Origin of the sequence: Guyparkeria sp. SB14A (assembly GCF_005096345.1) — a bacterium.
Taxonomy (GTDB): Bacteria; Pseudomonadota; Gammaproteobacteria; order Halothiobacillales; family Halothiobacillaceae; genus Guyparkeria; species Guyparkeria hydrothermalis.
Genome location: NZ_SWAW01000013.1, coordinates 12,915 through 28,231 on the forward strand (window position 1 = coordinate 12,915; position 15,317 = coordinate 28,231).

General features: G+C 60.2%; 9 protein-coding genes. 3 read left to right on the plus strand and 6 right to left on the minus strand.

Annotated features, from left to right (window positions below; all coding sequences use genetic code 11):
- Nucleotides 1-414: 414 nt before the first annotated feature.
- The 6 genes from FAZ79_RS06660 to FAZ79_RS06685 all read right to left on the minus strand — a co-directional run bounded on the left by FAZ79_RS06660 (nt 415) and on the right by FAZ79_RS06685 (nt 11,041).
- Nucleotides 415-2,901: a TniQ family protein gene (locus FAZ79_RS06660; protein WP_136867205.1), complete on the minus strand. Its 2,487-nt coding sequence runs from the start codon at nt 2,899-2,901 to the stop codon at nt 415-417.
- 19 nt (nt 2,902-2,920) lie between these two features.
- The gene (locus FAZ79_RS06665; protein ID WP_211238812.1) at nt 2,921-3,937 is read right to left on the minus strand and encodes a TniB family NTP-binding protein; all 1,017 of its coding nucleotides are present in this window, start codon (nt 3,935-3,937) and stop codon (nt 2,921-2,923) included.
- Nucleotides 3,930-5,999, minus strand: coding sequence for a Mu transposase C-terminal domain-containing protein (locus FAZ79_RS06670; RefSeq protein ID WP_136867206.1), 2,070 nt, complete (start codon nt 5,997-5,999; stop codon nt 3,930-3,932). Before FAZ79_RS06670 ends, FAZ79_RS06665 begins: the two co-directional genes overlap by 8 nt.
- Nucleotides 5,996-6,577: a TnsA endonuclease N-terminal domain-containing protein gene (locus FAZ79_RS06675; protein ID WP_204742155.1), complete on the minus strand. Its 582-nt coding sequence runs from the start codon at nt 6,575-6,577 to the stop codon at nt 5,996-5,998. Before FAZ79_RS06675 ends, FAZ79_RS06670 begins: the two co-directional genes overlap by 4 nt.
- Before the next feature lie 219 nt (nt 6,578-6,796).
- Nucleotides 6,797-7,981 (minus strand): ribonucleotide-diphosphate reductase subunit beta, encoded by a 1,185-nt coding sequence (locus FAZ79_RS06680; RefSeq protein WP_136867207.1) that lies wholly within the window; start codon nt 7,979-7,981, stop codon nt 6,797-6,799.
- A 90-nt stretch (nt 7,982-8,071) separates the two neighbouring features.
- Nucleotides 8,072-11,041 (minus strand): ribonucleoside-diphosphate reductase subunit alpha, encoded by a 2,970-nt coding sequence (locus FAZ79_RS06685; protein WP_331281108.1) that lies wholly within the window; start codon nt 11,039-11,041, stop codon nt 8,072-8,074.
- Between the two features lie 582 nt (nt 11,042-11,623).
- On the opposite strand from FAZ79_RS06685, the gene FAZ79_RS06690 reads away from it, so the two are divergent.
- From FAZ79_RS06690 to FAZ79_RS06700, 3 genes are all read left to right on the plus strand, one after another.
- Nucleotides 11,624-12,631, plus strand: coding sequence for an NAD-dependent epimerase (locus FAZ79_RS06690; RefSeq protein ID WP_136867209.1), 1,008 nt, complete (start codon nt 11,624-11,626; stop codon nt 12,629-12,631).
- A 67-nt stretch (nt 12,632-12,698) separates the two neighbouring features.
- Nucleotides 12,699-14,585 (plus strand): DUF294 nucleotidyltransferase-like domain-containing protein, encoded by a 1,887-nt coding sequence (locus FAZ79_RS06695; protein WP_136867210.1) that lies wholly within the window; start codon nt 12,699-12,701, stop codon nt 14,583-14,585.
- A gap of 1 nt (nt 14,586) precedes the next feature.
- Entirely contained in the window at nt 14,587-15,306 is a 720-nt protein-coding gene (locus FAZ79_RS06700) for a 3'-5' exonuclease (RefSeq protein WP_169303627.1), read from the plus strand.
- Nucleotides 15,307-15,317: the final 11 nt, after the last annotated feature.

The window sequence follows — 15,317 nt, forward strand, 5'->3', positions numbered from 1 at the left end:
GGCGCCGGTTACCCGTCGTTCGGGTGGTGTCGGCCACGGCAAACCGTAATATCCTCCGGGCATGAGTGATGCCGATCTTCCCCTGGTGATTGCCGGCCCAATGCTGCGCCGGTTTGGCCGGCGACAGTTGATCCTGACACTGGTGATCTCCGTCCTTGCAAACTTCCGGGGATGCGGTGTTCTGTCCAGAGCGATGCTCCTGGCTGATTGTCCCAGTAGTTCGGCTGATGCTTCCTGCGAGTGCCAGTCTGTTGGTACGGTCGCTCGTGCGGAGGTATTGGTAATGCCTACCTGTCGACTCATTCAGACAGGCGTGGGCGGCCTGTTTTGCACTGACAGGTTGAGTGAGTATGGCAAGTTTGGGAGTTGGCGTCTGGATCCTTAATTCCACAGATTTTGGAAATAACGAGTAGCCTAGTCATTTTGTGGAAGGATCGCCTGAACTCCAATCTCGTGGTCGAACATGTAATTGCTGAATTCATCCACCCCCGGGCCGGAAATTGGGGAAAGCTTGCCAAGACGTATGGCGTTGCCGATATCTTGCCGCGTCTTCCCAGTCAGGTTTGCTAATTCCTGTGTGCTGACTGCAAAACCCCGTAACGCTTTGATGCGTTCCAGATCTCCTCGCTTGGCATAGCGACCACCGAGACCATCGTCAACAAGTACAAGGCGTTTGGGCTTGAGCCAGTCGATTTCAAGGCGACGCTTGGCAATCCCTAGCCACTTCGTCACATGCTCTAGTCCGACGAGTTCTTTGTTATCCTGGTACGCTTCTAGATAGGCTGTTACTGTTTCTCGAGAGAAGAAACGCTTATTGCCGAGCGCGCCGCCATGCTCCAACGGTTTTAGGAATCCGCCCTTCACAAGGCGGGCGACTTTCTGGACGCTTATATTGCCCAACAACTTAGCCACATCTTCGGAATCCATATAACGGGTCTCTGCTTCAGCACGAAGACTTCGCTCACCTTTTTTTGGCCGGCCTGCGCGAGTTCTATATATCGTATTGCGCTTGATTTCGGACATGTCTAGTTGGTCAATCTGGCGCCGGGGGAATACATAGATTAGGCCACTGTCTATTCCAGGGCCAGATACTGGCGTCGCACCCGCATTCATGAGGCGTTCAGCTAAGTTTGTGACATTAAAGCCATGTTTTGTGGCAATCTCCCGGGCCAAAACATACTGCTTTCGGAAGTGAATTAATTCCAATTTTGTGATGTAGCGCTGGGGGGTTCGATGATTGATCTTACGCCTCTGGAATTGGATCAATCCGTTCGCCATGAGTTGGTAAACAGCACTCTTGTAGAGGTTGAGTTTTCTGGTTAAGTCACCCACCGTGAGCAAATTATCCCGATCAGGATCATTTATCCCGATAAAACGTAGTAGGGAGGCCTTGTCGAGATATATCCCTAAGAGACCTAGCTCCTTGTCGAATCCGACAACATTTATAATTCCGTCTAATGTTGCTTGAATTATTTGTGAAAATTTCTTGGTGGACGAGTTCTTGTGCGTTTTAAGGTACTCAGAAACTGTTACACTGCCTCGACGATCCTCGTTGCTTAATAGGACGTTTCGTTCGTCAATCTTGGCCAACATCTGGTTGAGGGTCATAGCATCGATTAGAATGTCTCGGTAGCCGTCGATCTGAGGTCCGCGAAAAGCTTTGATGACTTCGGCACTAAGCAGGAGTTTGGCATTATGAGGCGAAATGCCAAGGATGTGCGCGGCTTCCTTTAGGGTAACGAGTTGATCTAAAGTGTTCTTTAAATCTATGACGTCTTTGAAAAAGTAACAACCATCCTCTTGGGGGTCTGGCAAATGGTGCTTAGCAAGTGATGCAAAACTCGGAGCTGTTACATCGAGTAGCCCGATTGTTGATTTCGACCCTATCAGACCGAGAGTTTCAGGTTTTCTAGGTGGGTCGAGGGGGGAGATTGCTCGGGCCTCATCCGAGGCAATAAAATCGTGGAACTTGTCCATTATTGTGTTATAGACCGCCGGTTGCTCATCTTTATAGGGGAAGCGGTCTAGGGTCATGCTCACACGGTGCATGAGTGCAGAAGTGCTAAAAAAAGGGAATTTGGCGCGCTCAACTTTAATGACGTCTCTCAAGAATATTTCGAAGCTTAGAGGCCATTGAGAGAAGGGCGCGAAGGCTGTAGCCACATCGTTACGGCGCTCCTCGACCGGACAGTCCCTAATGCCAAGCGTGGCGCCTGACCAAGGCCGTTTCTTGGTGAGCATGTAACCTATATGGAGTAGCGCTCCAAGTGAGGCCATGTCTTTGACAAGGGGGTGATCAGTTATCGTCCCCGTTTCAATGCACTCGGCCACCATGCGCGATACGAGGAGCTTCTCCTCATCTGCACTGACGGGCTTGACAGCCGTGAGATCCGCGTCGCACCGGCACTTGGACACACTTGGTCTCGCCCAGTTGATATACTCTCCGCATGCCGTGCATAAACTGGTCAGCTCAATCCCATGCGCGTGACAGGCGGTATAGGGTGCGAGGTCCCATAGTTGCCGGTGATATTCACTCTCTGTAAGGCACTTAACGCAAACAGCGGGTTTTCGGAATGAGAGCAGGTTGCTTGGGACCTGGGCTAGGCCGACTCTCAGCCGAAGTTCGGAGTCTGTTGAAACTGGTTGATAGCTCAGCCCCTCAAGGCTTTCACTCGTCTTGTCGACGATCGCGGCCAAGGGTTTGAGGTTAGCCTGGCCTTTGGCGATGGGTGGGATGCGTGAAAGCCAGCTATTGCTATTAGCCAAACCGGTCAGCCCAAGGATCACACTGGGCGAGTCATACGCATTGGCTTCAGTTAGGCGTACTAGGTAACCCGGCAGACTTTCGTCCGACATCGGGGCTGGTCGGATTAGCAGTTTTCGTCTGGCCGTCTGCGTCATTGTGTATACCCCATGGCAATCAACTGCGATTTAGCACCTCGGAGGCAGTCAGTTTTTTCTGTTTGGGGCGAATCCTGTTGCTGGTACCAAGCGGATTTTCGAACTCTTTCTGTACCATCGGCCACGTTTTGATGGCTTCCAGATCCACTTGAAACGGGTTCTGAGGGAACTCGTCGCCTTGGATGCTTCTCCGCTCGTACGCCCGGGCAAAATGACCAGCATCCAATTTGTGATCACCATCCTGAATGGCGAATCGGGCCGCCTGCTTGATCAAGGTCATGACATTGGCCGCTGTGCCATGACTGGCGATGTAGAGAGGAAACGCGAGATCTATTTCAGCCAAGCGAGATGCAGCTTGCAAAGGAAGCTTCTTTTCGACCTCGGCTAGGAATTTTCGGAATTCAACCTGTCCCTGATCTGCTTTCCATGAAAACGGGGCGAGGCGTCTTCGCACCATGAAACGGCGTTTAAGTTGAGGACTCGTTTCAAGGATAGCCTCTGACTCTGGCATCCCGATCAATATCATCGGCACCTTCGTGCTATTGATCAATGACTTAATCCAGTCAGAAACGTCCTGAACAACACGTTGGGTCTTGTTGTCGATCAAGTGCTGGAACTCGTCCAGCAGAATGAGTTCAACGCCGCAATGTTCGATCAGATGGGCTAGGCGCTGACCTTGGGTGACAGTGGTTCCGCGATCAGGAGCTGGGTCACCAAGAGAGTCCAGTAGGGCCGTGGCGACACCCTTGATAGTTGCTTTGGCAGGGATCTCTGCGTGAAATACAGGTACATGGGTTCGATCCGTCTCATCGATGGGCGGGTACTGTTCCAGGTATTGCTGTATCAAACTGGTCTTTCCGACACCAGAACTACCGGTTAGGAACATACATTGGGGTTCTGCCGTGATTTTCGAGGCCTCGTGGCACTCCCCAATGAGTTCTACCAGTTCCCTGATGCGCGGGTACATGACATAAATCTGTTCGATCCAGCGAATGCGATCGAGCTCATCGTTCGCAAGCTCTCCAAATTTACTCACCCCTCTCCTCCTCTCCTTTGCGTTTCAGCGTATATCCTGCCTCCCAGCCATCGGTGTCTTCGTACAACGACGCAAGGAGTTCATCCTCGCTGGGCTTGGCGCTTTGTGGTGTCGCATCAGCAACAGTTTCTTCCTGATTGGTTTCATTCTCTTGAATGAGGTCATCTCTTGAGATGGTTTCCTCTGAAATGGGTCCCGTGCGCGAATCTTTGGTCTTCTGGGAAACATTGTTGAATCGTGCCAGCTTCTGGGTTCCCTTGCGTTTTTTAATTAGGCCGCGGTCGTTTTCGATGACCTTCTGGATTCGCTCTTGGGCTTCGAATAAGGCCGCCATATTGACGGTGGACTGGGCGTGCTCGCGTGCGTTGTTTTTAATGACTTGGTGTTGGAACAGCGTCTTGCCTGCGGTGTACTCCTGATTCACGGCCGGAATCCGGATGTATTCCTGTTTGATCGGGTCCAGAACATAGATATGCGAGATATCCGAGGGATCGATTTTGATGTCGACCACAGGTTTGTCCACCAAGCGGCGACGTAGGTGAGCGAGGCTGGGTGAGTTATAGCGCAGTCCTTCGAACTGGACGCCGGTGGGTTGAATCTTTCGCGTCTCTTGCAAGCCGAGCACTACTTCAAGTTCGCTCTTGCTTCTGGGGAGGATCGGGGGGAATTTTTCAACCGCCTTGCGCCATTTGGCAGACGGGGTGTCTTCGATGCGTTCATTGAACGTCTGCTGATAAATATCGACAACCCACATATGCATGATCTCCACCAAAGATGAGAACATGATGACCGCGTCCTTGGCTGGATTGTACTCAGCCAACTGAACCAGCTCCTTCATGCTTTTGCCGGGATTGCTGTCGATCAACTTCCTGTTTACGGTACCGAAGTAGCGTTCGATCGATGATTTGTACCAAGGTTGCCGGGGCGGTGAATATTGGATGTTTATACCTAGTTGAAGGCAAGCCTCCTCAAATGCTGTGCTGTAAAATTCCTTGCCATTGTCGACTACAAGTGTCTCGAATACGCCGTAAACATCCCAAGTATTCCTTATCTTGGGGTAACTCGCGTGTAGCGCCACCTTCGGCAAAATGGCATGTTTCAAGCATTCCATGACGCTAATCGCACTGGGCGGCGTGAAGCTGATGTAAAAGCCTACGACCGATCGCGTGAAGTGATCCAAGGCAACGGTCAGATAAGGCCGCCCTAGGGGCAGGTGGCTCTCATCATCAATTACGAACATGTCTAGTTGGGTGTGGTCTATCTCCACACGCTCCAAGGGGCGCGTTGTGACCACGCCTTGGCCATAGGCACGAAACTCGCGTTCGGCCGCACGCTTGCCCCTACGCTTTTCCGTGATCAGCATAGGGTCAAGCTTGCGCACCTGTCTGAGCACTGTTCGATAGGAAGGAGCTACCAAGGCATCATCTGGGTTGCGCATCCGATTCTCTTTGTGAATACGCAACAGAATGTCCTCGTAGACCGACGCAACACTCGGAGCGCTCAGACGGAAGAAAACCGAGTCAATCGACTGCTTAATGATTGACGTCACTCCTTGACTAAGACGGTTGCGACGATTGCCTTTGCTCGCATTGTCGTCCAAGAGGGCTCGGATATCTGATCCAGCCTGCTTGTGGGCACGGATCCATCGATACAATGAAATCCAAGAGGGCGGTTTGGGATCGCCAATCTCTTTAGCCACATTGGCAATGACGGGCGTCAAGGTTTTTTCCGTGAAGGATTCCAAATTAAGTTCATTGACCGCTTGAACGTATTTAAGGCGTCGCAGTCCTTTTTTCTTTTGCTCTGCAGGTTTGGAGGCAAAGTCTGCCAAGACCCAATGGCTCACATTCGGAGTGGTTGTCGTTGCCTCTTCGTAGCTGACAAATTCGATTGCCTCTCGAACCAACAGTTCAACAGCTTCCTTCATGGGCATAGAGATGACTTGGCCATCACTTAGCCTGCGAAGCCTCAATACTTGAGTATTAGGGTCTGAGCTGTCGATGTGCCAGATGCCGCCGCGGTAGGCGATGTGGTGGCCAGGAGTAAACTGGTAACGGCTCATGATGATTCCTCCTGAGCAGACCAGGCCGCTTTGACCGACATGTCAGGCCGAATCGGCTTGTCCAGGTCAAACACTATTTGACCTTGGTACATCAGGGCGTAGCAGACCGACCGGTCGGCACCATAGTCGGCACACTGGGCAATCAACTCTTCCATGGAAAGCTCGGAATGTGTGGGCACGTTGTGGTGCAGTCCAGCCACCACCAAAGGGTCGAGTGGTGTTTGTGCATAACGGTAGAGCAGCTTGATGTTGTTGAGTCGGTGTCCTTCCCGAATCTGGCTACCGGTGCGGAGGAGGTATTCGCACCCCCGCGCGTGGAAGAAGGCGCTGCGAGCCTGATGCAGGCGAATGAACTCGTCCTTCATAGCCTTCTCGTCCGGCTTGATCTCGACGTACTGCGGAAGGTCCAATCCTCGGCGTATGATCTCGAAGTCCGGGGTATGTTTGAGGATCTTGTCCTCGAAGCTGTATGAAATCGTGATTGGCTGGGATCGGTAGGCGATGACATCCTGGTCATGCTCCAAAATGTAACAGTAGTCCCTTTCCAGTTGGGATTCCCACCAGACTGCTTTCTTCATCTTTACGCTCATGAACTGGCCAATGACGCGATCGCGTCGGCCTCGGTTCGTGATCTTGCGTGCTCCATGCTTTGCCACTGAAAACCTCATAAAAAAAGGGCGCCCTACGGACACCCCTTTAGGTCAAGCTCTTTCCGTTTTCAAGTTATTCGTCACTTTATTTCACTTTATGTGTCTCAGTTTTCACCTTATTCGTCACTTCACATTGTTTGTTCTGGCTTACCAGGTGAGGGCGCCCCCAGTCTGATAGTCGGTAACCCGAGTCTCGAAGAAGTTCTTCTCCTTCTTCAGATCCACCACCTCGCTCATCCACGGGAACGGGTTGGTCGCCCCCGGATAGAGCTCGGCCAGGCCGATCTGGCTGCAGCGGCGGTTGGTGATGAAGTGCATGTACTCCTCGCACATCTCCGCGTTCAGGCCGAGCAGGCCGTTGGGGATGGTGTCGCGGGCGTAGTCGATTTCGAGTTCGCAGGCCTCGCGCAACATTTCGTGCACTTCGTGCTGGAAGGCCTCGCCCCACAGTTCCGGGTTCTCGATCTTGATCTGGTTGATCAGGTCGATGCCGAAGTTCAGGTGGATCGACTCGTCGCGCATGATGTACTGGTACTGCTCGGCGATGCCGGTCATCTTGTTGCGACGGCCCAGTGACAGGATCTGCGCGAAGCCGGTGTAGAACCACATGCCTTCGAACACCACGTAGAAGGCGACCAGGTCACGCAGGAAGTTCTGGGCGCCGTCCTGCGTGGAGGTGTTGAAGGTGCCGTCGGAGAGGTTCTGGGTGTACTTCAGGGCCCAGGAGTCCTTGGCGGTGATCGACGGCACTTCGCGGTACATGTTGAACAGCTCGCCCTCGGCCAGGCCCAGGCTGTCGACGATGTACTGGAAGGTGTGGGTGTGGACCGCTTCCTCGAAGGCCTGGCGCAGCAGGTACTGGCGGCACTCGGGGTTGGTGACCTGCTCGTAGACGGCCAGCACGATGTTGTTGGCGACCAGGCTCTCGGCGGTGGCGAAGAAGCCGAGGTTGCGCATGACCATGTTGCGCTCGTCCTGGGTCAGGCCGTCCTTGGACTTCCACAGGGCCAGATCCGCCTGCATGGAGACCTCGGTGGGCATCCAGTGGTTGTTGCAGCCGGCGAGGTACTTTTCCCAGGCCCACTGGTACTTGAGCGGCAGCAGCTGGTTGACGTCGGCCTTGGCGTTGATGATGCGCTTTTCCGAGACGTCGACGCGCCCGGCGTTGGCCTCGATACCACCCAGGCCGGTCTGGTCGGCGCCTTCGGCGGCGGTCGGGTCGAAGTGATGCTCTTGGCCATCATCGTAGGAGGCCGGCATCACGCTGGCCGCGTTCGGGGCGTGGGCGGGTTCGTCGTTGCCTTTCTTCAGCGGGTCATTCCAATCGAGCATGGTTCTCTCCTTTTTCTTCCGGTTCTCACCGGGCCGGGCAGGCGGCTGCCCGGCGGTATTCACGTCAATTCGGTAGTGCCTTCGCGGGCCTTACTGGCAGGCCTCGCACTCGGGATCGTCGATGGAGCAGGCCTTCGGGCCGGCGGCGGCCGCCGGATCGGCGGAGACGCCGCGCAGCTTGCCGTCGAGCTTGTTCATCGTGGTCTTCTCGATCCGCGTCTTGGAGGCGGCGCGCAGGTAGTAGGTGGTCTTGAGACCACGCACCCACGCGAGCTTGTACATGTTGTCGATCTTCGGACCCGACGGCTCGGCCATGTAGAGGTTCAGCGACTGGGCCTGGTCGATCCACTTCTGGCGGCGCGAACCGGCCTCGATCAGCCAGCGCGGGTCGATCTCGAAGGCGGTGGCGTACAGCGCCTTGAGCTCGTCCGGCACGCGGTCGATCGCCTGCACGGAACCGTCGAAGTACTTGAGATCGTTGACCATGACCTCGTCCCACAGGCCGCGGTCCTTGAGATCGCGGACCAGGTACGGGTTGACCACGGTGAACTCGCCCGAGAGGTTGGACTTCACGAACAGGTTCTCGAAGGTCGGCTCGATCGACTGCGAGACGCCGCAGATGTTCGAGATGGTCGCCGTCGGCGCGATCGCCATGGTGTTGGAGTTGCGCATGCCCTGTTTCTTGATCTTCTTGCGCAGGGCGTTCCAGTCCAGGGTCTGGTCGCGGTTCATGTCGAGGTACTCGCCACGCGACTCGGCCAACAGCTCGATCGAGTCGATCGGCAGGATGCCGCGGCTCCACAGCGAGCCCTCGTAGCTCGCGTAGCGACCGCGCTCGGCGGCCAGATCACTGGAGGCGGAGATGGCGTGGTAGCTGACCGTCTCCATGGAGCGGTCGGCGAACTCGACCGCCGCATCCGAGCCGTACGGGATCTTCTGCTTGTAGAGCGCATCCTGGAAACCCATGATCCCCAGGCCCACCGGGCGGTGGCGCAGGTTGGAATTGCGCGCCTGCGGCACCGAGTAGTAGTTGTACTCGATCACGTTGTCGAGCATGCGCATCGCGGTCCTGATGGTGCGCTCGACCTTCTCCTCGTCGATGCCGTTCTCGGTGGTGTGCTGCGCGAGGTTGACCGAGCCGAGGTTGCACACGGCGATCTCGGAGTCGTTGGTGTGCAGGGTGATCTCGGTGCAGAGGTTCGAGCTGTGGACCACGCCGGCGTGCTGGTTGGTGTAGCGCAGGTTGCAGGGGTCCTTGAAGGTCACCCACGGGTGGCCGGTCTCGAACAGCATCGAGAGCATGCGGCGCCACAGGTTGACCGCCGGAATCTTGCGGAAGTTCTTGATCTCGCCGCGCTCGGCCTTGGCCTCGTACTCGACGTAGGCCTTCTCGAAGGCCGTGCCGGAGAGGTCGTGCAGGTCCGGGCACTCGGCCGGCGAGAACAGCGTCCACTCGGCTTCCTCGGCGACGCGCTTCATGAAGAGATCCGGCACCCAGTTGGCGGTGTTCATGTCGTGGGTGCGGCGGCGGTCGTCACCGGTGTTCTTGCGCAGGTCCAGGAATTCCTCGATGTCCAGGTGCCAGGTCTCGAGGTACGCACAGACCGCGCCCTTGCGCTTGCCGCCCTGGTTGACCGCCACGGCGGTGTCGTTGGCCACCTTGAGGAACGGCACGACGCCCTGGCTCTTGCCGTTGGTGCCCTTGATGTGGCTGCCCAGCGCCCGGACGCGGGTCCAGTCGTTGCCCAGGCCCCCGGCGAACTTGGACAGCAGCGCGTTGTCGCGGATCGAGCCGTAGATGCCGTCGAGGTGGTCCGGCACGGTGGTGAGATAGCAGCTCGACAGCTGCGGGCGCAGGGTGCCGGAGTTGAACAGCGTCGGGGTCGAGGACATGAAGTCGAACGACGACAGCAGGCGGTAGAACTCGATCGCACGCTCCTCGCGGTCGATCTCGTTGATCGCCAGACCCATCGCCACGCGCATGAAGAACGCCTGCGGCAGCTCGAAGCGCACGTCGTCCTGGTGCAGGAAGTAGCGGTCGTAGAGGGTCTGCAGACCGAGGTAGGTGAACTGCAGGTCACGCTCGTGATCCAGTGCCTGGCCCAGTCGCTCGAGGTCGTACTGCTGCAGGGTCGGGTCGAGCAGCTCGTGCTCGACGCCCACCTTGATGTATTCCTTGAAGTAGTCCGGGTAGATGGTCGCCATCTCCGCCTGGGTGCAGGCGGTCACCGGGTTGTGCACGAAGCGCAGCGCCTCGGTGCGCATGGAGTCGAGCAGCAGGCGGGCGGCGACCTGGGAGTAGGCCGGGTCGATCTCGATCAGGGTGCGCGCGCTCATCACCAACGCGGTGCTGACCTCGTGCTCGGCGACGCCGTCGTAGAGGTTGCGGATGGTCTCGTCGACGATGCGCTGGTTGTCGACGCTTTCGAGATCGGCACAAGCCTCGTCGACCAGGCGCGACAGACGCACGGTGTCCAGCGGCTCGGTGGTGCCGTCGTAGCGGGTGACGCGGATCGCCGGCTTCTCGCTGGTGGTCTCGCTCTCTTCCTCCATCTCCGCGGCGCGCTTCTGGGCCTGCTGCTCGCGGTAGAGGACGTAGGCGCGGGCGACCTTGTGGTGGCCCTCGCGCATCAGGGCCAGCTCGACCTGGTCCTGGATGTCCTCGATGTGGACGGTGCCGCCGCCGGGCAGGCGACGCTTCAAGGCCTGGTCGATCAGCGAGACCAGGGCCTCGACCGACTCGTGGACGCGGGCGGAGGCCGCCGCGCCACCGCCCTCGACGGCCAGGAAGGCCTTGGTCATGGCGACCTTGATCTTGGACGGATCGTAGGCGGTCAGCTTGCCGTTACGGCGGATGACGCGTACCTGGCCCGGGGTGGCCGCGGCGTTCTCGATGCCGCTGGCCGCGTTGCCGGTCTGCTCGTGGTACGCCTGGGTCGGGGTTTCTACTGTCTGACTGGTGCTCATGCCGCTGATCCGTCCTCTGTGGTCTGGTTCGAAGGCCCGCTCGCGCGGGACGCCGATTCCCTGTTCGTGAATTGTCCTTGCCACGCCCCGCATGCCGGGGCGTGGATGGGCCGCGTCTGGCGTCGCCAGCGCGACGGCCCGAGTCTGGTCGCACGGCCGGTCCCGGTGTCGCCGCCTGGGGGATCACCGGGCGACTCGCCGTGCGATGTCGGGGCTGACGATCGAGTCGATCGCGGCCCCCTCGAGAGCCTTGATTGTGGTCGCTGGCCAAGCAAAGTCAACTGGGGAAATCGCAAATACTGTGCTCTGATGGAGTCAATACCACTATATGCTGTGTATTAATCGGTGCGGGACTTGTTGGAAGCATCTGGGCAAGCCGTGCACAGCCTGTGGATAAACGCGGTGGAAAAACCGCTAACCCCGCGTCCTGACACGGCTGTCCGTCGACCGGCCGTTGCCGCCATCAATAAAACCCGCGGGCAGGAAAAAAATTTTTGTCTTCCAGCCTTGGGGGTGGGGTCGGACGCGGGGTGGGAACCGGGTGGTCCGCCCGGGATGGCTGGCCCATCCCGACCCGCGTCGTGGGCCCGGTTGGAGGGGGGTGTCGCGGCAGGCATAATCAAGGCCACACGGCCCCGCCACCTGGGGCGCACCACCATTGTCACGGGAGCAGGCATGCGGATTCTGGTCACCGGCGCCGCCGGTTTCATTGGCTCGACGTTATCGGCGCGGTTGCTCGACCGCGGCGACACGGTCATCGGGCTGGACAACCTCAACGACTACTACGACGTGAGCCTCAAGGAGGCCCGCCTGGCCCGGCTGACCGACCGCGAGGGCTTTTCCTTCGAGAAACTCGACGTCGCCGATCGCGCCGGCATGGCCGGCCTGTTCGAGCGCGTCAAACCCGAGCGCGTGGTGCATCTGGCCGCCCAGGCGGGGGTGCGCTATTCGCTGGAGAATCCGCACGCCTACATCGACGCCAACCTGGTGGGCTTTACCAATATCCTCGAGGGCTGCCGCCACAACGACGTGGGTCACCTGGTCTACGCCTCGTCGAGCTCGGTCTACGGCGCGAACACCGAGATGCCGTTCTCGGTGCACCACAACGTCGACCATCCGCTGTCGCTGTACGCCGCGACCAAGAAGGCCAACGAGCTGATGGCGCATACCTACGCCTCGCTCTACGACCTGCCCACCACCGGCCTGCGGTTCTTCACTGTCTACGGCCCTTGGGGGCGCCCGGACATGGCGCTGTTCAAGTTCACCAAGAACATCCTCGCGGGCAAGCCGATCGACGTGTTCAACCACGGCCATCACCGCCGCGACTTCACCTACATCGACGACATCGTCGAAGGGGTGATCCGCACGCTCGACCGCGTCGCCACCGCGAATCCCGACTGGAGCGCGGCGACCCCCGACTCCGGCACCTCGTTCGCCCCCTGGCGCGTCTACAACATCGGCAGCCACCGACCGGTGGAACTGCTGCGCTACATCGAGCTGATCGAGGAGGCCACCGGCAAGAAGGCCGAGCTGAATCTCCTGCCGATGCAGCCGGGCGACGTGCCGGACACCTACGCTGACGTCGAGGACCTCAAGAACGACGTCGGCTACGCGCCCAGCACGCCGGTCGAGGAGGGCGTGGCCCGCTTCGTCGAGTGGTATCGCGGCTACTATGGGGTCTGAGGGCCGATCCGCTGATTGAATCGCCACGCCGGGCCCGTCGGCCTGGCCCGACCGGCAAGGAGCCAAGATGGCCGCGGAACTCTGGGAAATACGCGATTTCATCGCCGAGGTGCCGGCCTTCGCCGAGCTGCCGGGCAAGGTGCTGGACGCCCTGCCACGGCGGTTGACGGTGCGCTACCTGCGCCGCGGTCGCCCGTTCCCGCCACCCGATGCCGAGCCCGGCCTGTGGATCGTGCGCAGCGGCGCGCTGGCCGTGCGCGAGCCCGACGGGCGCCTGCGCGAGAAACTCGGCGAGACCGATCTCTACCTCGACGCCCCCCAGCCGACCGAGCCGGAGGCCCGGGGGGAGGACACTGCCGAGACGCCCGCCGTGGCGGTGGTCGAGGACAGCCTGCTCTACCAGTTGCCGCTGCCGGCGTTCGAGGATCTGCTCGAGGCGCATCCGGTGTTTGCCTGGCGCTTCGAGCGCAGCCGTCGCGAGCGGCTCGAGCGCGCCCTGAGCGAGCTGGGCCAGGGCGGTCGCCCGGAGGCACTGATGGCGGCAACGGTCGAGGCGTTGCGGCGACGCGAGCCGATCACCGCCTCGCCGGACATCCCCATCCGCCAGGGCGCCGAGATCATGACCGAGGCACAGGTCTCGGCGCTGTTGCTGGTCGAGGACGAACGATTAGTGGGACTGGTCACCGATCGAGACCTGCGCCGGCGCTGCCTGGCCGCGGGCGTGTCGGTCGATTCGCCGTTGCGCGAGATCATGACCGAGTCCTTGATCACGGTCGCCCCGACGAGTTCGGCATTCGAGGCCTCGCTTCTGTTCTCGCGGCACAATATCCACCACCTGCCGGTGGTCGCCGAGGACGGCGCGCTGGTGGGTATCCTGTCGACCTCCGACCTGTTGCGCCACCAGGGCACCCATTCGATTCACCTGGTCCGCGATGCGATGGCCGCCCCGGACCTCGAGGCGATCGCCCGGGTCGGGTCGCGCCTGCCGGATCTCGAGGCGCAACTGGTCGCGATCGGCGCGGAGGCCGAGCCGCTGGGTGAGGCGATGGTTACGGTCACCGACGCCATGACCCGCCGGCTGACCGAACTGGCCGAGCAGGCGCTTGGCCCGGCGCCGGTCGACTGGGCCTGGGCGGCGCTGGGTAGCCAGGGTCGACGCGAGCAGACCGCGTTCACCGACCAGGACAACGCCCTGATCCTCGATGAGGCCTTCGACCCGGCGCAGCACGGCGAGTGGTTCGAGCGCTTCGCCCAGTTTGTCACCGAGGGCCTCGCCGCGGCGGGCTTGGAGCCGTGCCCGGGCGAGACCATGGCGACTACCCCGGACTGGCGCCAGTCGGTGGCCGGCTGGGCCCGCATCTTCCGCGACTGGATCGAGCAGCCCGAGCCGCACTCGATCATGCTGGCGACCAACTTCTTCGACATGCGCGTGGTCGCCGGAAACGACTCGCTGCTCGATGCCCTCTGGGACACGGTGCGCCCGCTGGCGGTATCGAACACCATCTTCCAGCGCCGCCTGGCCAACAACGCGCTGGCCATCCGCATGCCGCTGGGCTTTTTCCGCCGGCTGGTGGTGGTCGACGACGAGCAACACGACGATCGGCTCGATCTCAAGCGCTACGGCTTGATGCCGATTGCCGACCTTGCTCGCCTGCACGCGGTCAGCCTGGGGCTGCCGGAGCTGCACACCGTGCGTCGCCTGCAGGCCGCGTCGGCGGCCGGTGGCCTCTCGGCCTCGGCCGCGGCCGGGCTGGTCGATGCCTGGCGCCTGTTCTACGTGCTGCGCGCCCGCCACCAGGCCGCCCAGGCCCGGCGGGGCGAACCGCTGGATAACCGGCTCGACCCGGACCGGCTCTCGGGCCTGGAGCGTGATCACCTGCGCGATGCCTTCCGGGTGGTCGATGACCACCAGCGCTGGGTGCGTGCCCACTTCGACGTCAGCGGCACCCGCTGAGATGGCCCGCCTGCGCCTGTCCTGGTTTCCGCATGCCAGCTGGCTCGCGTTGCGCCGGCGCTATCACCGCCGCCGGGCCAAGCCCGACTCGGCATTGGTCCACTTTCTCGATACGCCCGTGGCCGACATCGATGCCGACTGGCGCCAGGGCGAGTACCTGGTGCTCGATTTCGAGACCACCGGGCTCGACCCGCGCCAGGATCGCCTGCTGAGCGTGGGCTGGGTGGTGATGCGCGGCCCGACCATCGATCTGGGTACCGCGCACCACGAGGTGATCAACCCGCGGATCGGCATCCCCGAGCAGAGCGCGGTGATCCACTGCATCACCGACGATGCCGCCGCCGAGGGCCTGCCCGAGCGCGTCGCCCTGGAGCAGGTGCTCGAGGCGCTGACCGGCCGCGTGCTGGTCGCGCACAACGCGCGCTTCGAGATCGCCTTTCTCAATGCCGCCTGCCGGCGGCACTTCGGCGCGGGGCTAGCCATTCCGGTGATCGACACCCTGCTACTGGCTCGACAGGGCTTCGAGCGCCGCCACCTGCACCACGGCCCGGGCGAGCTGCGCCTGGATGCCCTGCGCGGGCGCTACCACCTGCCGCGCTACCACGCCCACCACGCCCTGATCGACGCCCTGGCCACCGCCGAGCTGCACTCGGCCCTGTGCCAGGATCGCGTCTCGCCCACCGGGCGCTTGGCGGTGCGGAACCTGTTGTCGGTGTTGTGAAGCGTGGGTCG